At 63.9% G+C, this 20,054-nt stretch carries 20 protein-coding genes; 14 read left to right on the top strand and 6 right to left on the bottom strand.

Going from position 1 to position 20,054, the window contains the following annotated elements; all coding sequences use genetic code 11:
- The first annotated feature begins 19 nt into the window (after positions 1-19).
- From AC56QX_RS28610 to AC56QX_RS28600, 3 genes are all read left to right on the top strand, one after another.
- On the top strand, positions 20-853 hold the full coding sequence (locus AC56QX_RS28610; protein ID WP_497111829.1) for an ABC transporter permease: 834 nt from the start codon (positions 20-22) through the stop codon (positions 851-853).
- Positions 853-1,659 (top strand): ABC transporter permease, encoded by an 807-nt coding sequence (locus tag AC56QX_RS28605; RefSeq protein ID WP_497111828.1) that lies wholly within the window; start codon positions 853-855, stop codon positions 1,657-1,659. The genes AC56QX_RS28610 and AC56QX_RS28605 overlap by 1 nt, the downstream gene beginning before the upstream one ends.
- 140 nt (positions 1,660-1,799) lie before the next feature.
- The gene (locus AC56QX_RS28600) at positions 1,800-2,519 is read left to right on the top strand and encodes an SDR family NAD(P)-dependent oxidoreductase (RefSeq protein WP_497111826.1); all 720 of its coding nucleotides are present in this window, start codon (positions 1,800-1,802) and stop codon (positions 2,517-2,519) included.
- A 33-nt stretch (positions 2,520-2,552) separates the two neighbouring features.
- Here AC56QX_RS28600 and AC56QX_RS28595 read toward each other — a convergent pair whose 3' ends face one another.
- The 6 genes from AC56QX_RS28595 to AC56QX_RS28570 are packed head-to-tail and all read right to left on the bottom strand — an operon-like array spanning position 2,553 to position 8,524.
- Positions 2,553-3,020: an aldehyde dehydrogenase family protein gene (locus AC56QX_RS28595; protein WP_497117936.1), complete on the bottom strand. Its 468-nt coding sequence runs from the start codon at positions 3,018-3,020 to the stop codon at positions 2,553-2,555.
- Positions 2,929-4,011 carry an aldehyde dehydrogenase family protein gene (locus AC56QX_RS28590; RefSeq protein WP_497111824.1) on the bottom strand — a complete coding sequence of 361 codons (1,083 nt, stop codon included), beginning with the start codon at positions 4,009-4,011 and terminating at the stop codon, positions 2,929-2,931. The genes AC56QX_RS28595 and AC56QX_RS28590 overlap by 92 nt, the downstream gene beginning before the upstream one ends.
- Before the next feature lie 5 nt (positions 4,012-4,016).
- Positions 4,017-5,006 carry an ABC transporter permease gene (locus tag AC56QX_RS28585; protein WP_497111823.1) on the bottom strand — a complete coding sequence of 330 codons (990 nt, stop codon included), beginning with the start codon at positions 5,004-5,006 and terminating at the stop codon, positions 4,017-4,019.
- Positions 5,003-6,535: a sugar ABC transporter ATP-binding protein gene (locus AC56QX_RS28580; protein WP_497111822.1), complete on the bottom strand. Its 1,533-nt coding sequence runs from the start codon at positions 6,533-6,535 to the stop codon at positions 5,003-5,005. Before AC56QX_RS28580 ends, AC56QX_RS28585 begins: the two co-directional genes overlap by 4 nt.
- A gap of 56 nt (positions 6,536-6,591) precedes the next feature.
- Entirely contained in the window at positions 6,592-7,740 is a 1,149-nt protein-coding gene (locus AC56QX_RS28575) for a substrate-binding domain-containing protein (RefSeq protein WP_497111821.1), read from the bottom strand.
- Positions 7,741-7,789: 49 nt separating this feature from the next.
- The gene (locus AC56QX_RS28570) at positions 7,790-8,524 is read right to left on the bottom strand and encodes a GntR family transcriptional regulator (RefSeq protein ID WP_497111819.1); all 735 of its coding nucleotides are present in this window, start codon (positions 8,522-8,524) and stop codon (positions 7,790-7,792) included.
- 262 nt (positions 8,525-8,786) lie between these two features.
- Here AC56QX_RS28570 and AC56QX_RS28565 point away from each other — a divergent pair, with 262 nt between their 5' ends.
- The 11 genes from AC56QX_RS28565 (at position 8,787) to AC56QX_RS28515 (ending at position 19,733) form a co-directional block, all read left to right on the top strand.
- A complete protein-coding gene (locus tag AC56QX_RS28565; protein WP_497111818.1) occupies positions 8,787-9,980 on the top strand; it encodes an amidase in 1,194 nt (397 codons plus the stop codon).
- A gap of 199 nt (positions 9,981-10,179) precedes the next feature.
- On the top strand, positions 10,180-10,587 hold the full coding sequence (locus AC56QX_RS28560; RefSeq protein WP_497111817.1) for a DUF3168 domain-containing protein: 408 nt from the start codon (positions 10,180-10,182) through the stop codon (positions 10,585-10,587).
- Positions 10,588-10,759: 172 nt separating this feature from the next.
- Entirely contained in the window at positions 10,760-11,059 is a 300-nt protein-coding gene (locus tag AC56QX_RS28555) for a hypothetical protein (protein ID WP_475451691.1), read from the top strand.
- A 90-nt stretch (positions 11,060-11,149) separates the two neighbouring features.
- Positions 11,150-11,815, top strand: a complete 666-nt coding sequence (locus tag AC56QX_RS28550) for a response regulator transcription factor (RefSeq protein ID WP_019857144.1) — start codon at positions 11,150-11,152, stop codon at positions 11,813-11,815.
- A 40-nt stretch (positions 11,816-11,855) separates the two neighbouring features.
- The gene (locus AC56QX_RS28545; RefSeq protein ID WP_497117934.1) at positions 11,856-13,226 is read left to right on the top strand and encodes an ATP-binding protein; all 1,371 of its coding nucleotides are present in this window, start codon (positions 11,856-11,858) and stop codon (positions 13,224-13,226) included.
- A gap of 188 nt (positions 13,227-13,414) precedes the next feature.
- Complete coding sequence (locus tag AC56QX_RS28540; protein WP_027041621.1) at positions 13,415-13,852, top strand: RT0821/Lpp0805 family surface protein; 438 nt, start codon at positions 13,415-13,417, stop codon at positions 13,850-13,852.
- A 117-nt stretch (positions 13,853-13,969) separates the two neighbouring features.
- Entirely contained in the window at positions 13,970-15,109 is a 1,140-nt protein-coding gene (ccmI, locus tag AC56QX_RS28535; protein ID WP_497111815.1) for a c-type cytochrome biogenesis protein CcmI, read from the top strand.
- Between the two features lie 2 nt (positions 15,110-15,111).
- Positions 15,112-15,555 (top strand): cytochrome c maturation protein CcmE, encoded by a 444-nt coding sequence (ccmE, locus tag AC56QX_RS28530; protein WP_477444525.1) that lies wholly within the window; start codon positions 15,112-15,114, stop codon positions 15,553-15,555.
- A 38-nt stretch (positions 15,556-15,593) separates the two neighbouring features.
- Positions 15,594-17,585 (top strand): heme lyase CcmF/NrfE family subunit, encoded by a 1,992-nt coding sequence (locus tag AC56QX_RS28525; RefSeq protein ID WP_497111813.1) that lies wholly within the window; start codon positions 15,594-15,596, stop codon positions 17,583-17,585.
- Positions 17,582-18,049: a cytochrome c-type biogenesis protein gene (locus AC56QX_RS28520; RefSeq protein WP_497111811.1), complete on the top strand. Its 468-nt coding sequence runs from the start codon at positions 17,582-17,584 to the stop codon at positions 18,047-18,049. Before AC56QX_RS28525 ends, AC56QX_RS28520 begins: the two co-directional genes overlap by 4 nt.
- A gap of 133 nt (positions 18,050-18,182) precedes the next feature.
- A complete protein-coding gene (locus tag AC56QX_RS28515; RefSeq protein WP_497111810.1) occupies positions 18,183-19,733 on the top strand; it encodes a Do family serine endopeptidase in 1,551 nt (516 codons plus the stop codon).
- Positions 19,734-20,054: the final 321 nt, after the last annotated feature.

Genomic DNA, 20,054 nt, shown 5'->3' with positions numbered 1-20,054 from the left:
CCGGGATGATCGGGTCCAAATGAGAGCATATCTCTCCGACAGGATGGGCGCGGCGCTGTTGATGGCGCCGCTGCTCCTGTTTCTTGTCCTCGCCTATGCCTGGCCGTTCCTCGGTGTCGTCAAGTGGAGTTTTACGCTGCCGACGCCTGGGCTAGGCCAATACGAGGCATTGCTCACCGACGATCTGGTGCAGTCGGTGTTCATCCGCACGCTGCGCATCGCGGCCATCGTCACTGTGGTGTCCGTCGCCGCCGCCTATGCCATCACAGTCGTTTGGGTGCGCGGCAGCCCGGCGCAGCGCCTCATCGCCGAATTCTGCATCCTGGTGCCGTTCTGGATCTCGGTGCTGACGCGCGCCTTCGGCTGGGTGGCGCTGTTGTCCAATCGTGGCTTGATCAACACCTGGCTGCAGTCGATCGGCTTCATCTCCGAACCGCTGGCGTTGGTGCGCAACGAATTCGGCGTCATCGTCGGCATGACGCATTTCCTCATTCCATTCGCCGTCTTTCCGCTGGCGTCCGCCATGCGCAGCCTCGACGACCGCGTGCTGCTAGCGGCCCGCGGACTCGGCTCCAGCCGCATGCGCACGTTCTGGACGGTGTTCGTGCCGATGACACGCTCCGGCATCATCGGCTCGGCGCTGATCGTCTTCGTCTTCTCGCTCGGCTTCTTCGTCACGCCGGCGATCCTTGGCGGCGGCCGCAGCGTGATGATCGCCGAGCTGATCTATCTCAGGATTTTCCAGAGCCCGGACTGGGGTCTGGGCGCGGCGATCAGCGTCGTGCTGGTGCTGTTCGTCGGCGCGCTGATGGCGCTGCTGTTCCGCTATGTCAGACCGAAGCAGTTGATCTGATGCCGACCTATCGCCCCGGACCCGTCTCGCTGGTCATCGCCGCTTTGGTGGCGCTGTTCCTGCTGATGCCGCTGCTTGCCGTCATCCCGGTGTCGCTGACACCGAGCCGCATGCTGGCTATGCCATCAGGCGAACTGTCGCTGCGCCATTACCGGGCATTGATCGAGGATCCGCGCTGGATCGACTCGATCCTGCTCTCGATCCGCATCGGTGTCGTCAGCAGCGCCTTTTCCACCGTGCTGGCGCTTTGCTTCAGCCTCGGCGTCTGGATGTTCCAGCCACGCTTTACCGCCGCTCTCGTTGGCTTCGTGCTGTTGCCGATGGTGGTGCCGCCGGTGGTCTCGGCGATCACGCTCTACTTCCTGCTGACCTCGGTATCGGGCATGAGTTCCTTCTTCGGCTACGACACCTGGCTCGGCGTCGCCATGGCGCATTCCGTGATGACGGTGCCCTTCGCCACGGTGCTGATCCTGGTCTCGCTCAGCCAGCTCGACCGCCGCATCGACCTTGCCGCGCGGGGCCTCGGCGCCAGTGTCTGGGAGCGCGCCACCCGCATCATCATGCCCAACATCAAGTTCGGCATTGTCACAGCGGCCTTGCTGTCCTTCGTCCTGTCCTGGGAAGAGATCGGCGTCACCCTGTTCATCACCTCGGTCAACGCCATCACGCTGCCGCGCCTGATGTGGATGGGCCTGCGCGACAACATCGACCCGGCGATCGCCGCGCTGTCGGTGATCCTGATCATCATTACGGTGCTGGTGCTGGCGGTGCGCAGTGTTATCACCAGGCAGCGCGGCGGGCACTAAACAAAACGCACCGAAACGCGGTCGAATCTGCCCGACGCGGAATTCCGTCTTCTGACCCCAGGCGTCCATCTGTTGTCCTCGACTTCACTCTCGATGCGGCGCTAAATAGACAAAGCACTGGCGTTTCATGGAGGGTGATGATGTCGGTGACGTATGACTTTACCGGCCAAACAGCCATCGTCACAGGTGGCGCCCGCGGTATCGGTCGAGCGATCGCTCATAAGTTCGCTTTGAGTGGAGCGGACGTTTGGATCTGGGATATTGAACCTGTCGAGCTTGAAGGCACACGTTCTCTTTCAGTGGACGTGACGAAACGCGACAGCGTCATGCAAGCGCTAGCCACCATGGGCGGAAGCGGGATCGACATTCTCGTGAACAATGCGGGGTGGCTGGGCAGCTACAAGCCGTTCGAGGATTTCGAACCGGCGGAATGGCAGCGGATCCTGCAGGTCAACCTCCTTGGCACGTTCGAAGTAACGCATCGGGTGCTCCCACTCATGCGACGAGCAGGCAAGGGTCGTATCGTCAACATGGGATCCCTTGCGGGGAAAGAGGGACTGCCGAGCCTTGCGGCCTATTCCGCGGCCAGCGCCGGTGTCATCGCTTTTACCAAGGCACTGTCGCGTGAGGTCAGCGATACCGAGATTCGCGTCAATTGCATCGCTCCGGGTCCGATCGATACGCGCCTTATCCGGGATCTCGGCAATGAGACCGTCGACTCGATGATATCGGCAAGTCCGCTGAAGCGGCTCGGTGATCCGGACGAGGTTGCGGCGCTCGTGGTGTGGCTTTGCTCAGATGCCAGTGCGTTCAACACCGGCGCTGTTTTCGATATGTCGGGCGGCCGAGCTCGATACTAACAGAGATTCGAGCAACAGATATTCTGCGGCAGCTCAAGCCGCGACATAAGCAGTCTTCTTGCGCAGATAAGCATCGAAGCCGTATTTGCCGTCCTCGCCGCCGAGGCCTGAGTTCTTCAAGCCGGAATGGAAGCCCTGGACCATCTCGCCGCAGGTGCGGTTGATATAAAGTTCGCCGAAGGCGCTTTCTCTGTTGAAGCGCATGACACGGTTGAGGCTGCCGGTGAACAGATAGGCGGAGAGGCCGAATTCGGACTCGTTGGCCAGGCGCAGCGCTTCGTCGAAATCGGCGACGCGCATGACCGGCACGACCGGCCCAAAAATCTCCTGCTGCATGATTGGCGCCGTATTCGAAGGGGCCATCATGACGGTCGGCTCGAACCAGTGTCCCTTGGCAAAGCCATCCCCCTCAGGTCGATGGCCGCCGGTCAGCAGCTCCGCGCCGCCCCGCACGGCCTCGGCCACCATGGCTTCGACCTTTTCGAGTTCGGGCCGGCTGATCTTGGGGCCAAGGTCGACCGCGTCGAGCGGGTTGCCGATTCTGCAGCGCTGCCGCCCGCGCAACGAAGCTGTCGAGGAACCGGTCGGCGATGACCTCGTGCAGATACATGCGCTCGTTGCAGGTGCAGATCTGGCCGCAATTGGTGAAGCGGGCGATGATCGCGGCATCCACCGCGGCATCGATATCGGCGTCGTCCATGACGATGAACGGCGCCTTGCCGCCCAGTTCCAGGCGAATGACCTTGAGGCTTTCGGCGGCGGCGGCATAGATCTCGCGTCCGGCGCGCACGCTGCCGGTCATGGTGACGAGATCGGAGAGCGGGCTGCGCACCAGCGCTTCGCCGACTTCGCGGCCACGACCGCTGACGATGTTGACGACGCCGGCCGGAATCCCGGCTTCCTCGCAGAGCCGGCCGATCTCGAGCAGGGAAAGCGGCGTCAACTCGTGCGATTTGAGCACGATGGTGTTGCCGGTCGCCAGCGCCGGGCCGAGCTTTCTGCCGGCCAGAGCCACCGGATAGTTCCAGGCGGTAAGGCCAACCACGACGCCGTAGGGCACGCGCCGGATCCAGATTTCCTCGCCCGCCGCATCGGAGGGGATGATGTCGCCTTCGATGCGCCTGGCATTGTCGGCGGCAAATTCGATGAAGCCGATGGCGCCGCCGACTTCGCCACGTGCCTGGGCGATCGGCTTGCCCTGTTCCATCGTGATCAGCCGGGCAATGGTTTCGCGATCACGGTCGAGCAGGGCGCAAAGCCGGCGCAACAGCCGGGCGCGCTCGATTGGCGGCAGCGCCGCCCAGGCCGTTTGGGCAGTGCGGGCCGCTCTCAGCGCGTCCTCGGCGTCGCCGGCGACACCTTCCGGGACGGAGCCGACCAGTTCTTCCGTCGCCGGGCTGTGCACGGCAATCGTTCGGGTCGCCCGGCCTGATGTCCAGCGACCGCCAATATACATCTTGCCCTCGACCGGCAGTCCGGTTTGCGCGGTCATGGCTGTTATCTCCGGTTCAACGAGACGGCGAGGATGATGATGACGCCCTTGACGATCTCCTGGATGGTCGTCGAGAGGCCGATCACCACCAGGCCGAAGGCCAGGATGCCGATGAAGATGGCGCCGATAACCGAGCCGATCACCGAGCCGCGGCCGCCGAACAGGCTGGTGCCGCCGATGATGACCGCGGCGATGACGTTGAGCTCGAGCCCGACGCCGACGCTTGGGTTGCCGGCCGAGGCGCGCGCCGCCAGCATGTAGCCCGCGAACGAGGCGCAGGCGCCGCATATGGCAAAGGCCACCACCTTGGCGCGATCGACGTCGATGCCGGAAAACCGTGCCGCCGCTTCATTCCCGCCGGTTGCCGCCATCTGCCGGCCGATCACCGAGAGATGCAGCACATAGATGCCGGCCAGCGCGAACACCACCGTCCACCACACCGCGGCCGGCAGGCCGATCAGCGTGCCGTTGGCCATGATCTTGCCGAGCGTCCGGTCGCCGATCGGCACCGGCAAGGAATCGGTCAGCGTGAGGGCCGTGCCGGACAGGATGCTGAGCATGCCCAGCGTCACCAGGAAGGAGGGGATGCGCAACCGGGTGACGATCAGGCCGTTGACCAGCCCGACCAGCGCCCCGAAGGCCGTCATGACAGGGATCGACAGCCATGGCGCGATGCCGGTCTGCATCAGCATGGCGCCGACCATGGCCGAAAGGCTGGCCAGAGCGCCCACCGACAGGTCGATCTCGCGGCACATGATCACCATGGTCATGCCGACGGCCATGATCGACACTACCGCCGTGATGCGGCCGATGGCGTTTGCCGTCGCCAGCGAGGCGAAGTTGGGCGCATGCAGGATGAAGAACAGCGTGATCAGCCCGAAGACGATGAAAGTGATGTGGTCGCGCGCCAGGCGTTTCGCCTTCTGCCAGCCGAAGGCGCGTCTGGCGGCTGCTACGGCCGGGACCGGGCTTGAAGTAAGGATCGAGTTGGTCATGCGGCCTCGTGAGTGATGGCGAGTTGTTGCAGCACGGTGCGGATTTCTTCCTCGCCGCGCGCTGTGGCCTCGCCCGTCACCAGCCGGCCGTCGACCATGTAGATCAGCCGGTCGGCGAGACCTGCGAGTTCATCGAGTTCCGAGGTGATCAGCAGCACCGCCATGCCCTTTTCGGCGGCCTGCAGCACCAGCGCGCGCATTTCCGCCTTGGCGTTGACGTCGACACCTGCCGTCGGCTCGTCGAGGATCAGCAGTTTTGGATTGCTGGCGAACCATTTTGCGAACACCACCTTCTGCTGGTTGCCGCCGGACAGCTCCGATGCCGGCTGGCCCGGTTCGCGGCAGGCAATGTGCAGCGCGTCGCGAAAGCTCAGGAACATCTCGGTCTCGCGTCGCCACGACAGGACGCCAGGCCAGCGCGACGTCAGTTCGGTGAGATTGGGCAGCGCCACATTGGCGGCCAGGCCGTGCTGGGCGACCAGCCCTTCGGCGCGGCGATCCTCCGGCACCAGCGCCATGCCGGCGCGGATGCGCGGCGGCGTCGCCAGCGCGCCGATCTCGTTGCCGCCGAGCCGCACGTCGCCGCGCGCATCGGGGATCAGGCCGAACAGCGCCTTGGCGAGCGTCGAGCGGCCGCTGCCGACAAGGCCGGCGATGCCGACGATCTCGCCGGCGCGCACGGTCAGGCCAATATCGCGCAGCTTTCGCGCCGTGCTCAGCCCCACGACCTCAAGAACGATTTCGCCCGGTTCGCGCCGCGCCTTCGGTTTTATCGCCGCGACGGAGGCGGAGCGCGCCATCAGCCGCGACACTTCCGGTATGGTGATCTGGCCGGTGGCGAACGGCCCCTGGATCTGGCCGTCCTTGATCACGCTCAGCCGGTCGGCAACGCGAAAGATCTCCGACATGCGATGGCTGATGTAGACGATGCCGATACCGGCAGCGCGCAACTGGGCAATGGTGGCGTGCAACACCTCTTCCTCACGCACGGTGAGCGAGGAGGTCGGTTCGTCCATGACGATCACCGAAGCGCCGCGCGACAATGCCTTGAGGATTTCGACCTGCTGGCGCGCCGCGAACGGCAGGTCCTCGATGCGAGCGTCCGGATCGAGCGCAAAGCCTTGTTTTGCGATCAGTTCAGCGGCCTCGCGCCGGATGCGGCGGCGGTCGATGCGGCCGCCGAACAGCGCCGGTTCGCGGCCGAGAAACAGATTGTCGGCGACGCTCATCGCCGGCACCAGGCTCAATTCCTGGAAGATCATCGCCACGCCAGCCTCAAGGCGCGCGCGCGTCGATGTCGAGGCCAGCGGTTCGCCGCGCACCAGGATGGTGCCTTCGTCGGGCCTGTGAATGCCAAGCAGCACCTTCATCAGCGTCGATTTGCCGGCGCCGTTCTCGCCAAGCAGCGCATGGACCTCGCCCGCCCGGATTTCGAAATCGACAGCGCGCAGCACGGTGTTGGCGCCGAACCGCTTGACGATGCCGCGCATGGAAACCAGCGCGGGCAGGGGATTGTCGGCAGCGGACATGGCGGTTCCCGAAAGCGGCGGTATGGGCGGCGGGACGATCCGCCGCCCGGGTCAGGTCAGTAGCAGGCGCCGGCACAGGCCTTGACGATATCGTCCGGCACGTCCTGCTTCGTCACCTGCTTGAGGGCCGACAGCAGATTGGCCTTCTTCACTCGCAGCGAGGGCAGCGAGATATAAGGCGGCACCTGCTTGCCCAGCAGTGCGGCCGCACCGGCCTGGGCTTCGGCTATGCCGAGATCGTAGGGCAGTTGCGCGCCGATGGCGATGATCTGGTCGCGGGCAATGTAGAGTGCGCTGTCCGGGCCGAGATCGTTGGTGGTGACGACCAGGTCGTTGCGGCCGAGCGACTCGGCGCCGGCCAGTGTCTGCATGGCCGGGTCGCCCCACACCGCGAAGATGCCCTTGATGTCGGGATGCGCTGTCAGCATGGCGACCGCTTTGTCGTAGGCTTCGCGCGGCTGGGTGAACTTTTCGCGTGCCGCCACGGTGACGCCGGGGTGGGCGGCGACTGATTTCTCGAAGCCGGCAACGCGGGCGGCGATCGAATAGTAGGATTCCTGGATGTAGGTCATCAGGCCGACTTCGCCCTTGCCGCCGATTGCCTTGATCAACTCGTCGGTGGCGAACACCGCGTTCTGTTCGTTGTCGGATGCGACGACGGTGACATAGTCCTTGCCCGGCGCCATGCCGTAGGCGACGTTGTCCATGAACACGATCTTCACACCGCTTTCGGACACCCGCTTGTAGGTGTCGGCCTGCCCCTTGGGGTCGATCGGCACCGAGAAGATCAGATTGACCTTCTGCGCGATCATGCCTTCGAGCTGGTCGGCCTGGGCGGTTGGCGCCTGCTTGGCGTCGGTGACCGCCACGACCTTGATGCCGTATTCATCGAGCGTCTTCTTCAGCGCCTCGACCTGCAAAGTGTTCCAGGGCGAGTCCATGGCCTGCATGGCGATGCCGGCGGTGAAATTCCCGGCCTTGAGTTTTGCCAGCTCGTCGGCGGTGAAGGTCAATGATGCGGCCGGGCTGGCGGGTGCGCCGTCGGGAAAGCCGACCACCGGCTGGCCGGTCGGCGACAAGGGCAGCGGCACCATCAGTTCGGCGGCTTCGGGCGGCAGATCGGCGGCGAAGGCAGCCGTGGCCATGGGTGCGGCCGACAGCAAGAGGGCAAGCGCGAGTGGACGAAGGCGAGACGATCTGGTCACGAGTGTTCTCCGTATTGTTCCCCTGAGCGGTTGATTCCGCTTCGGTTTTTCAAAGAAAATATTGCGGTAAGTCCTTCTGGAGGCGGCGCAATTCGCCTTCGTTGTAGCGAATGTGATGGGCGATGGTGTTGGCCGCCTTGCGCGGCCGCCCGGCTTCGATTTCGTCGACCACCATCGAGTGCTCGGCATAGGAGATGGCGAGACGACCGGGGCGCGGCAGGCCGAGCCGGCGCACGCGCACCAGATGCAGCCGTGCCGCCGCGATCTGATCCCACAGCCCCGGCAGTCCCGCCAGTTGTGCGAGCATGCGGTGGAAGGCGTCATCCGCCTCGTGGAAGCCGTCGACGTCGCCAGCGGCGACGAGCTGAACCTGTTCCAGAAGCTGGTTGCGCAGCGCCGTCACGATCGCGGCTTTCGGATGCGATGCGAGCTCGTGCACGATTTGCGCCTCGACGGCGCTGCGCAGGAACGAACTTTCGATGACGTCGGCCGGTGAAATGCGCGAGACGTAGGAATTGACCTGCGGGATCACCGTGACCAGCCCCAGACCGGCCAGGCGATTGATCGCATCGGTCACCGGCTGGCGCGACACGCCAAGCTCCCTGGCGATGTCGTCCTTGAGCAAAAGATCGCCCGGCCGGCGGTCGACCCGCACGATCGTCTTCAGCAGCGCTTCGAACACGAATTCGGCCCGGCTCCGGCGAACCGAAGCATCGACCACGACATCGTCATCATCTTCATTGGCGGCCATTTCGAAGCCCTTTGCCTGGGGATCAGTGGCCATAGGCTAAGCACCAACATTGCGGTCAATCAAGCCGATTTTCGCCAATTTTAGAGGCAAAGCCGATAGAAGATCAATCAATATGTTGTTTTTATTGAATATTATTTTTTTCAGATGGCAGTCTTAAATTTCAGTTGCGGCTGATCGTGTTTCGAAATATGGATACAAAAGTGACCAAAACCAGCAAGATTCCCGCAATTGAGGGATTTTGGCGGGTTGGGCGCTTTGAAGAAGCGGTAACAAAAATTTTAGCTGCGAGGCGTCGATGCTGCTGCGGACTGATCCTGTCGGGGCCTTCGTGGATTACCCGCCAATCCCGGTTGCTTCGGCTGCAGGCGGGCCACTCGCCGGTCTGACGCTGGCAGTGAAGGATCTCTACGACGTCGCCGGCTATCCCACTGGCGGCGGCCATCCGTTGCGGCGCGACTGGAGCGGCGGCAAGCCCGCCACGGCGCCGGTCGTCCAGACCCTGCTGGATGCTGGCGCCCGGTTTGTCGGCAAGACCCATACCGACGAGTTCGCCTATTCGATGAATGGCGAGAACCCGCACTACGGAACGCCGGTGAACCCACGCGCGCCAGGCCGCATCCCAGGCGGGTCGTCTTCGGGTTCGGCCGCGGCGGTCGCTGCCGGCCTCGCCGATATTGCGCTCGGCACCGATACGGGCGGCTCGATCAGGCTGCCGGCCTCCTATTGCGGGCTCATTGGCCTGCGCCCGACCCACGGGTTGATCGACACCGCCGGGCTGCAGCCCCTGGCGCGCAGCTTCGACACCGTCGGCTGGTTCGCACGCGACATCGATGTCTACGAAACGGTGGCGAGGTTGTTGCTCCCTGACGAGGCTTCTCAACCGCCGATCACCCGTCTCGTCGTCGCGGCGGACATTGCCAGTTACATGCTGGGCTATGCCGAGCGCCGCGTCTTCGAAGATGCGCTCGAGCGGCTGTTCCGGATCATCGACATCGCCGGGGAAGTCAGGGTCGCGCCGGAGGGTTTCGATGCTTGGCGGCCGATCTTTCGCACCATCCAGGCCTACGAAGCCTGGTCCGATCATGGCGCCTGGATCACCGAGCATCGACCGGCCTTCGGCGAGGGGGTGCGGCAACGCTTCGACTGGGCGGAGGGGGTGTCGAACTCCGATTACGAAACGGCTCTTGCCGCGAAAGCCGCTGCACAGGAACGGCTGTCGTCACTGGTTGGCTCGGGAACCGCGCTGGTCTTCCCGACCGCCCCTTCCGTCGCCTTGCCGTTGGGTATGGCTGGAGAGGGGCTCGAGGCCTACCGCGGCCGTTCGATTTCGATGCTTTGCTCGGCGGGGCTGAGCGGCCTGCCGCAGATATCGATGCCGATCGCCGAGGTGGAGGGGCTGCCGTTCGGAATATCGATCCTTGGTCCTGGGAACTCCGATACGGCTTTGCTGTCCCTTTGCCGCAAGGCGCTCGCGCAATTTGCCGGCTGAACAGACTGGTTCTCTAGGGTTGCCCGGCATGGCAATCTGTTCATAACAGGGTCGTATTTTCGAGATGATCGGTGTTCAAGATCGCGGTGAGACGAATCATGCGATATGGCGCAGGCTTGTCGAGCCGGGTACGCTGCGCGCGAATTTGCCAGTTTGGCGAACGGCTTGCACAAGGCGTGACAGGCGAGGGGGACGACAAATGACCGCGCCCGGCGATTTGCTGCAGGCACTGTTTCTGAGGCTTAAAAGCGATAAGTCGCTGTCGGCGTTGCTTGGTGGCGCCGGGCTGCTCGAACAGGCGGCCGACAATGCCGCCTTTCCCTATGTGACCTGCGGCCAGACCAGCGCCTTTGATTGGAACACCGGCGCCGACAACAACGACGATCAGCTGATCACGCTGCATGTCTGGTCGAAAGCCCAGGGCGAAGCCGAAACGCTTGCCATCATGGACGCCATCAGGGCCCGCCTCTCCGACGCGGCGCTGGTGATCGGCCCGCGTGGCCACACGCGGCTGTCGCTTGAATTCACCGAGGCCCGTTACGACGAGGATCTTCTCGTGCACCACGGACTGCTCCGGTTTCGTGCGCTGACGCAGGAAGATGCCTGACATGCTTTCAATCTGACCGTAACGGAGTCTAGACTGGCGTCTGCGGGATTTCGTCGGGTTGGAGCGTCGAAATCACCATCGGTCGTCTCGCGTTCAGGGGTGTAGCGGGCATGTTTTTCGCATCGATCACTGTTCATTTCACGTTCAGCACCGATGCATTACAACGCTGACTATGAAAACGCTTCGCTCCCACTTTCGAACCGCGACCCTGGCGCTCTGTGCTGCCGGGCTGTTCGCGTCGCAGGCGACAGCGATGCCGGTGATCGCGCCCGACCAGGCCAGCCCGATCGTCCTGGCCGCATCCGACTGCTACGCGATCGGCCAGCAGGTGGCCGAGCAGAATGGCGGAACGCTGGCCAAGGCCTCGCAGTCGACACGCGGTGGCCAGCCGGTCTGCGTCATCGTCGTGCTGGTGCCTGGCAAGGACGGGCAGCGTCCGCGCCGCTCCGAGATCGTGGTTCCGCAGAACTGACTCAATCTTCCATCTGACAAGGCTACGTTTCCCAGGTCGCCGGAATCGGCCTATATCTGAACAAGTCCTTCAACAGGTATCGATCTCCGCATGCGCGTACTCGTCGTCGAGGATGACAAGGATCTCAACCGGCAGATAGCAGACGCGCTGGTCGACGCCGGCTATGTCGTCGATCGTGCCTTTGACGGCGAGGAAGGCCATTTCCTCGGCGACACCGAACCCTACGACGCCGTCGTGCTCGATATCGGGCTGCCGCAGATGGACGGCATCAGCGTGGTCGAGCGCTGGCGCCGCGGCGGCCGCAAGATGCCGGTGCTGATCCTGACCGCGCGCGACCGCTGGAGCGACAAGGTCTCCGGCATCGATGCCGGCGCGGACGATTATGTCACCAAGCCGTTCCACATCGAGGAAGTGCTGGCGAGGCTCAGGGCCTTGATCCGCCGCGCCGCCGGCCATGCCTCGTCCGAACTGACCTGCGGGCCGCTGCGCCTCGACACCAAGGCCTCGAAGGCCGATGTCGACGGCGTGCCGCTGAAGCTGACCTCGCACGAATTCCGCCTGCTTGCCTATCTGATGCACCATATGGGCGAGGTGGTCTCGCGGACCGAACTGGTCGAGCACCTCTACGACCAGGATTTCGACCGCGATTCCAACACCATCGAGGTCTTTGTCGGGCGGCTGCGCAAGAAGATGGGCATCGACATGATCGAAACCGTGCGTGGCATGGGCTACCGCATGCGCGAGCCGGAGGCGTAACTCGGAACCGCTCAAACCAACCGCAAGGGCGCCGCTTTCGCTGCGTGTGTGGCCGCGTTCGCTGACGTTCCGCGTGATCGCCTTTTCCACGGTGTGGGCGATCCTGACCCTTGTCGTCATCTTCACCCTGATCACCACCCTCTATCGCCAGGCCAGCGAGCGCGGCTTCGACAGCCTGTTGTCGGCCCATCTGTTCAACCTGATCGGGTCCATCGGTATTTCCGACACGGGAGCGCTAACCGGCGCTCCCGACCTCGGCGACCTCCGCTTCTCGGAGCCGAATTCAGGTTGGTACTGGTCGGTCGAGCCTGCCTCGGAAGGCGTGCATGGCGACCTTCATTCGTCGTCGATGACGAGCAAAATCCCGTCGCCCAGCGTCGCCGAGGTGCCCTTCAATGCCAGCTTCCAGCGTAGCTATGCGGCCGAAGGCATCGACGGCGAGCAACTTGAAGTGTTCGAGAGCGAATTCGTGCTCGACGCCAAGAACCGCGCAGCGCGTTTCCGCGTCATGGGCAACCAGAGCGAACTCGAACAGGAAATCTCCACCTTCCAGCGCCGCCTGCTGACCTATCTCAGCCTGTTTGGCGTCGGCATGATCGCCATCAACGCCATCGCCATCCTGCTCGGCCTGCAACCACTGCGCCGGGTCCGCAACGCACTTGCCATGGTGCGCGAAGGCACCGCACAGCGGCTCGACGGCCGCTTCCCGGCCGAGATCGAGCCATTAGCCAACGAAACCAACGCCTTGATCGAAAACAACAAACGCATCGTCGAGCGCTCGCGAACCCAGGTCGGCAATCTCGCCCATTCGCTGAAGACGCCACTGGCGGTGCTGCTCAACGAAGGCCGGGCGCTTGGCGGCGCCAAGGGACAATTGATCGCCGAGCAGGCCGCCTCGATGCAGAAGCAGGTCGACCATTATTTGCAGCGCGCCCGCGTCGCGGCGCAACGCGACAGCGTCGTCTACCGCACGCCGGTGGCGCCGCTGGTGCAGCGCATGGTGCGGGTCTTGCAGAAGCTCAACCCGCAGACCAGCCTGTCGCTATCGCTGCCGGCCACTGAGATCGTCTTTGCCGGCGAGCGCGAGGACCTCGAGGAACTGCTCGGCAATCTTCTCGAAAATGCGATGAAATGGGCAAAGAGCGCGGTGTCGGTCACGGTGGCGCCGTCGGCCGGCAAGGATGACAATCTTTTCGAGATCAGCATCGATGACGATGGTCCAGGCATTCCCGAGGACAAGGCGCGCGACGCGCTGAAGCGTGGAAGGCGCCTGGACGAGACGAAACCGGGAACAGGTCTGGGGCTGGCCATTGTCGCCGACCTGGTCAACGAGTATGGAGGCGTTCTCGCGCTCGAACGATCTGGCCTGGGCGGATTGAAGGCAGTGGTGCGCTTGCGGAGCCTTCAGTGACGCTTTCTCGGGACCAATCGACAGCGGTGGACGGCGTATGGTATGGCGGCATATCGATTGATCTTGAACCTGCCGGCAGCGGCCAAATTTCCGACAAATATCAATACTATGGCCACGCCTACTTCTCCGATGACGCGACCCCCGGCGCATCCATGGCAGGCTCCAACTCAAGAAAACCGGTTGTTGGCATGAAGATTCGCGTCGCGCTTGTTTCCGCCCTGCTGGCCTTATCCGGCTGCGGCACCTTGAGCGGCAAGGGCCCAACGCTCGCGCCGACACCGGCCTCGACGCCTCCGTCAAGCGGCAAGGTCACCAAGTCGATCATTTCGGCAATGGACGGCGGTCTCATCGGCGGCTCGATCGGCAACGGCCTCAGTGAATCGGAAAAACGCAGCGCTCTCGAGGCCGAATACAAGGCGCTCGAATATACGACGAGCGGCCAGAAAGTGGCGTGGAAGGGCGATCAGGCATCGCGCTATGGCGAGGTGGTTCCGGCCCAACCCTATCGCGTCGGTTCGCAGGATTGCCGCCAGTACACGCAGACGGTCTTCACCGGCGGAGCAGGCGTCACGGCGCGCGGAACCGCTTGCCGCAACGCCGATGGCAGCTGGACGCCGCTGACCTGATATCCAGACCGGCTCCGGCCGGTTGATGTCGATCAAGGACTTCAGGCGCGGCGGCCGTCAAAGCGTCGCAGGATGCTTGTGTTGGCAGGGCAGGGCTCTGTCGTTATTGGAAGAACCATGCTGTTCTGGGTCATAGCCGCGATACTGACGCTCGGCGCGAGCCTGGCGGTGCTGCTGCCGCTGGCCGCAGGAGCCAAGGGCGCGTCGTCGAGCGGCGATCACGACCTGGAAGTCTATCGCGATCAATTGTCCGAGCTTGACCGCGACGCTGCGCGCGGCCTGATCCAGCCGGCGGAAGCGGCCGAGGCGCGCGCGGAGATCGCGCGCCGCATCCTTCGCCTCGACAATGCGGATTCTACGGGCAAGGCATCGGCCAGGCAGGTCTCGGTCACCGCGCGGCTTGTCGCGACCGTGGCCGTGCTGGCCGTGCCGCTGGTGAGCTGGGGCCTTTACAGCCAGATCGGCTCACCTGACCTGCCATCGCAGCCGCTCAGCGAACGTCTGGCCAAGAACCCGGCCGACAGTTCGGTCGACGAATTGGTGGCGCGGGCCGAGGCCCATCTTGCCGCCAACCCTTCCGACGGCAGGGGATGGGACGTGCTGGCCCCGGTCTATCTGCGCATGCAGCGCTTTTCCGACGCGGTGGCCGCGTATCGCAACGCCATCCGCTTCGATGGCGACAGCGCTGTTCGCCAGGCTGGCCTCGGCGAGGCAATCGCCGGTGCGGCGGGCGGCATTGTTTCCGCCGATGCCCAGGATGCCTTCGAGGCGGCGCTGAAGCTCGATCCGGCTAATGCGAAAGCCAGCTTCTATCTGGCCATGGCCTTGGCGCAGGAGGGACGGAACAACGATGCGGTGACGGCCTGGCAGGCAATGCTGGGCACTTTGCCACCGGATTCGCCATGGCGCAGCGCGGTCGAGCAGGCATTGGCCAAATCCGGCAGCCCTGAAGTCGCCTCCGGTGCCGCCGCGAAAGGTCCCGATGCCGCGGATGTCGGCGCCGCATCCTCAATGTCGCCGCAGGATCGCGAAGCCATGATTAATACGATGGTCGCCGGCCTCGACGAGAAATTGCGGCAAAATCCGCGTGACCCGGAAGGATGGATGCGGCTCGTTCGTTCCTATGTCGTGCTGGGCAAGGCCGATCAGGCGCGCGATGCGCTCGGTCGTGCCATCGCCGTCTTCGGCGCCGGCAGTGACGAAGCCAAGAAATTCAGCGCCTTTGCCGCCTCGCTCGGCCTGACGGCGACGGAGTAGACATGACGCGCAAGCAGAAACGGTTGTCGGTCATTGCAGGCGGGTTGGCTTTCCTGGGTGCTGCCACCGGGCTGACCTTCTACGCGCTTGGCCAGAAGGCCTCCTATTTCTACATGCCGGCTGACCTCACCACGGCCAGCGTCCAGCCCGGTCAGCGTATCAGGCTCGGCGGTCTGGTCGAAAAAGGCACCATCCAGCGCGGGCAGGGGGCGACGGTCGCCTTTTCGGTGACCGACACGCATAAATCGGTCAAGGTCACCTATACCGGCATCCTGCCCGACCTTTTTCGCGAGGAGCAAGGCGTCATCACCGAGGGTACTTTCGGCCCCGACGGTGTCTTTGTTGCCGACAGCGTGCTGGCCAAGCATGATGAGCGCTACATGCCCAAGGAAGTGGCCGACGGCCTGAAGGCCAAGGGCGTCTGGCAGGAGAGCAAGAGTGAGTAACTCTGGCGGGAGAGCAAACGTGGACTTCGGAAACAACCATGGTTGAGACCGGACATTTCGCCCTGGTCCTGGCGTTCGCGCTTTCGCTGGTGCAGACGATCGTGCCGCTGTTTGGTGCGCGCCTCAACAACCAGCGCCTGATGGCTGTCGGCGGTCCCGTTGCCGTGACCGGCTTCGCGCTGACGGCGCTGTCCTTCGCGGCGCTGGCGAGTGCCTACGCGAACTCCGATTTCTCGGTGGCGAGCGTCTGGGAAAACTCGCATTCGCTGCAGCCGATGATCTACAAGATCACCGGAACCTGGGGCAATCACGAAGGCTCGATGCTGCTCTGGGTGCTGATCCTGACCTTTTTCGGCGCGCTGGTCGCCGCTTTCGGCTCCAACCTGCCGGCAACGCTGCGCGCCAACGTGCTGGCGGTGCAGGGCGCCATCGGCGCTGCCTTCTTCCTGTTCATCCTGGCGACGTCCAATCCTTTCATCCGCCTCAATCCGGCGCCGATCGAGGGCCGCGACCTCAACCCGGTCCTGCAGGATCTCGGCCTCGCCATTCATCCGCCGCTGCTCTATCTCGGCTATGTCGGCTTCTCGATCTGCTTCTCCTTCTCGGTCGCCGCCTTGATCGAGGGCCGCATCGACGCCTCCTGGGCGCGCTGGGTGCGGCCATGGACACTGGTCGCCTGGATGTTCCTGACCGGCGGCATCGCCATGGGATCATACTGGGCCTATTACGAGCTCGGCTGGGGTGGCTTCTGGTTCTGGGATCCGGTCGAGAACGCTTCCTTCATGCCGTGGCTGGCGGGCACCGCGCTGCTGCATTCGGCCATCGTCATGGAAAAGCGCTCGGCGCTGAAGATCTGGACGCTGCTGCTCGCCATCCTCACCTTCTCGCTGTCGCTGCTCGGCACCTTCCTGGTGCGCTCGGGCGTGCTCACCTCGGTGCACGCTTTCGCCACCGATCCGACGCGCGGTGTCTTCATCCTGTGCATCCTGACGCTGTTCATCGGCGGCTCGCTGGCGCTGTTTGCGCTGCGCGCCTCGAAATTGACGGCGGGCGGCCTGTTCCACCCGATCTCGCGCGAAGGCGCGCTCGTCCTCAACAATCTGTTCCTGACCACGGCGACCGCCACGGTGCTCGTCGGCACGCTCTATCCGCTGACGTTGGAGGCCCTCACCGGCGACAAGATCTCAGTCGGGGCGCCGTTCTTCGACCTCACCTTCGGCCCCTTGATGCTGCCGCTTCTGGCCATCGTGCCGTTCGGGCCGTTGCTGGCCTGGAAGCGTGGCGATGTCTTTGCCGCGTCGCAGCGCCTGATGGCGGCCTTTGCCACGGCGCTGGCGGCGATGCTGGTCACCGGCCTATTTATCGACGGCGCGTCGGTGTTCGCCGCCCTCGGCATCGGCCTTGCCGTCTGGCTGGTCGCTGGCGCGCTCACCGATCTTGCCGTCAAGTCCGGCGTCGGATCGGTCGCACCGGCCGTCATGTTCAGGCGCTTCGCCGGCCTGCCGCGCTCGGTCTTCGGCACGGCATTGGCACATCTCGGCCTCGGCCTGACATTGCTCGGCATCGTCGCCACGCTCTCCTTCGGCACTGAGAAGATCCTCAGCATGCGTGCCGGCGAGACGGTCGAATTATCAGGCCATACGCTGCGTTTCGTCGGGCTTTATCCGGCGCAAGGGCCAAACTACAGCGAGGACCGCGGCCGCTTCGAGCTGATCGGTGTCAGCGGCAGTCCTGTCGGAGAAATCAGTTCCGCCAAGCGCTTCTTCCCCGTGCGCCAGATGACGACGACAGAGTCCGGCATCAAGACGCTCTGGTTCAGTCAGCTCTACCTCTCGCTCGGCGACGAGGGCAAGGACGGCTCCGTCGTGGTGCGCCTGTGGTGGAAACCACTGGTGACGCTGATCTGGGGCGGCGGCCTGGTGATGATGGCGGGCGCTGCCATGTCGCTGATGGACAGGCGCCTGCGTGTCGGCGCGCCCTCGCGCCGGCGCAAGCAGGCGCGCGGCGTGGCGCCAGCGACCCTGCCATGAACGCACGCCTTTCGCTGACCTCGATTGTCCTTTTGCTGGCGCTGTTTTTTGCCGGTACGGCAATGGCGGTGAAGCCTGACGAGATGCTGGCCGATCCGGCCCTCGAGGCGAGGGCGCGGGCGCTGTCGGAAGGCCTGCGCTGCATGGTCTGCCAGAACCAGTCGATCGACGAATCCGATGCCGATCTTGCCCGCGATTTGCGGATTCTGGTGCGCCAGCGCCTGGTCGCCGGCGATACCGACCAGCAGGTTATGGACTATGTCGTTTCGCGCTACGGCGAATTCGTGCTGCTGAAGCCGCGTTTCGACCTGCGCAACGCACTGCTTTGGGGCACGCCCGTACTGTTGCTGCTGGTCGGAGGCGTATTCATTGTGTTGACCGCGCGATCGCGCCGGACACTGGCGACAAAGTCCCTGTCATCAGAGGAGCAGGCGGCATTGGACGCGATCCTGCACCGCGACTGACGGCGGCGACCGCCCCGCCAACATTACCAAAGTTTCATGTGTCGGAAATGGCGCCGTAATGTGCGCCTCTCTAAGTCTCTTTCCCCGAGGATGCCAATCAAGCAGCGTCCGTTTGAAAGAGGATAAGAGATCCATGAATATTGCCCCCAATTCATATTCCGTCACCCGCAAGCGTCTCATGGCAGCCGTCGCTTCCGTCGCCGTTGCTGGCATGATCGGCGTTGGCGCGCTGACCAGCGGAACCAGCCCCGTTCTGGCCGATGCGGTACGCGTCGAGGCGCCGCAGGTGCAAGGCTTCGCCGATGTCGTCGAGCGCGTTTCGCCGGCCGTCGTCAGCGTCAAGGTCAAGGCCAAGATCCAGCCGACCGCCGATGACGGCTCCGATGATCAGGACGGTCTCGACAATCTTCCCAACAATCCGCAGCTGCGCCGCTTCTTCAAGGAATTCCGCGGCTTCGGCGACCAGAACGGCCAGAATGACGACGGCCATCGCCGCTTCGGTCACCGCGACCGCAACAATGACCAGCCGCGCCCGGTGGCGCAGGGCTCCGGCTTCTTCATCTCCGATGACGGCTACCTCGTCACCAACAACCACGTCGTCGAAGAGGGCACCGCTTTCACCGTGGTGACCAATGACGGCAAGGAACTCGACGCCAAGCTGGTCGGCACCGATCCGCGCACCGATCTCGCCGTGCTCAAGGTCGAAGGCAGCGGCAAGTTCACCTATGTCGACTTCGCCGACGATTCCAAGGTTCGTGTCGGCGACTGGGTTGTGGCCGTCGGCAATCCGTTCGGTCTTGGTGGCACTGTCACCGCAGGCATCGTGTCGGCGCGCGGCCGTGACATCGGCGCTGGCCCCTATGACGATTTCCTCCAGATCGACGCCTCGGTCAACCGCGGCAATTCGGGCGGTCCGACCTTCAATCTGAACGGCCAGGTGGTCGGCATCAACACGGCGATCTTCTCGCCTTCGGGTGGCAGCGTCGGTATCGCCTTCGACATTCCGGCCTCGACCGCCAAGCAGGTTGTCGAAGACCTGATGAAGAACGGTGCGGTGCAGCGCGGCTGGCTCGGCGTTGAAATCCAGCCGGTCACCTCTGACATCGCCGAATCGCTCGGTCTGAAGTCTAACAATGGCGCGTTGGTGTCGAGCGCCCAGGACGATGGCCCCGGCAAGAAGGCCGGCATCGCGGCTGGTGACGTCATCACCCAGGTCGAGGGCAAGGATGTCGCTTCGCCGAAGGAACTCGCCCGCCTGATCGGCGCCTATTCGCCGGGCAAGTCGGTTGACGTCACCGTCTGGCGCGACGGCAAGAGCCAGACGATCAAGGTCGATCTCGGCAAGCTGCCGGCCAGCGACAAGCAGGCTTCGAACGACCAGCAGCCGCAGCCCGCCACTCCGGCGAAGCCCGACACGCTGGCTGATCTCGGTCTCAAAGTCACCAAGTCCGAAAACGGCAAAGGTCTTGTGGTGACCGATGTCGATCCCGACAGCGATGCCGCCGACCGCGGCATCCAGCCGGGCGACATCATCACCGCGGTGAATTCGAGCGAAGTCAACGGCACCGACGACGTCACCAAGGCGATGACCGAAGCGGTGAAGGCCGGACGCAAGGCCGTGCTGATGCAGATCACCCGCGACGACAACAACCGCTTCGTCGCGCTGCCCGTCGCCAAGGGCTGACAACGACTTTTCCGGTGCGGCGGTTTCAAACACCCCCGAGCCACCGCATGGGAAAGCATGGAGCCGGGTACGTTAGTCAGTCATCGTGCTCTCCTCCAGCGGCAGCGGGCCTCCCATCGCCCGCTGCCGCACATTTTGGAAGCTGCCTAAAAGCGCTCCCTCGGGCCTGGGCCGAGAGGACGTCATGATTGCAGGATCATGCCCTGAAACAGGCCTCGAAGCAGGCTTGTCCGGGATGAAGACAACCAGAGAACAAGATTTTATCGCGCGCGGTCTCGATCATCTTGATCGCGACGCGCTTTGGCAAAGGCTAAAATGCAG

It is taken from the genome of Mesorhizobium sp. RCAM 06353 (assembly GCF_059683585.1).
Note: the sequence above shows the minus strand (reverse complement) of the source record. Positions and strands in the feature narration are given on the sequence as shown.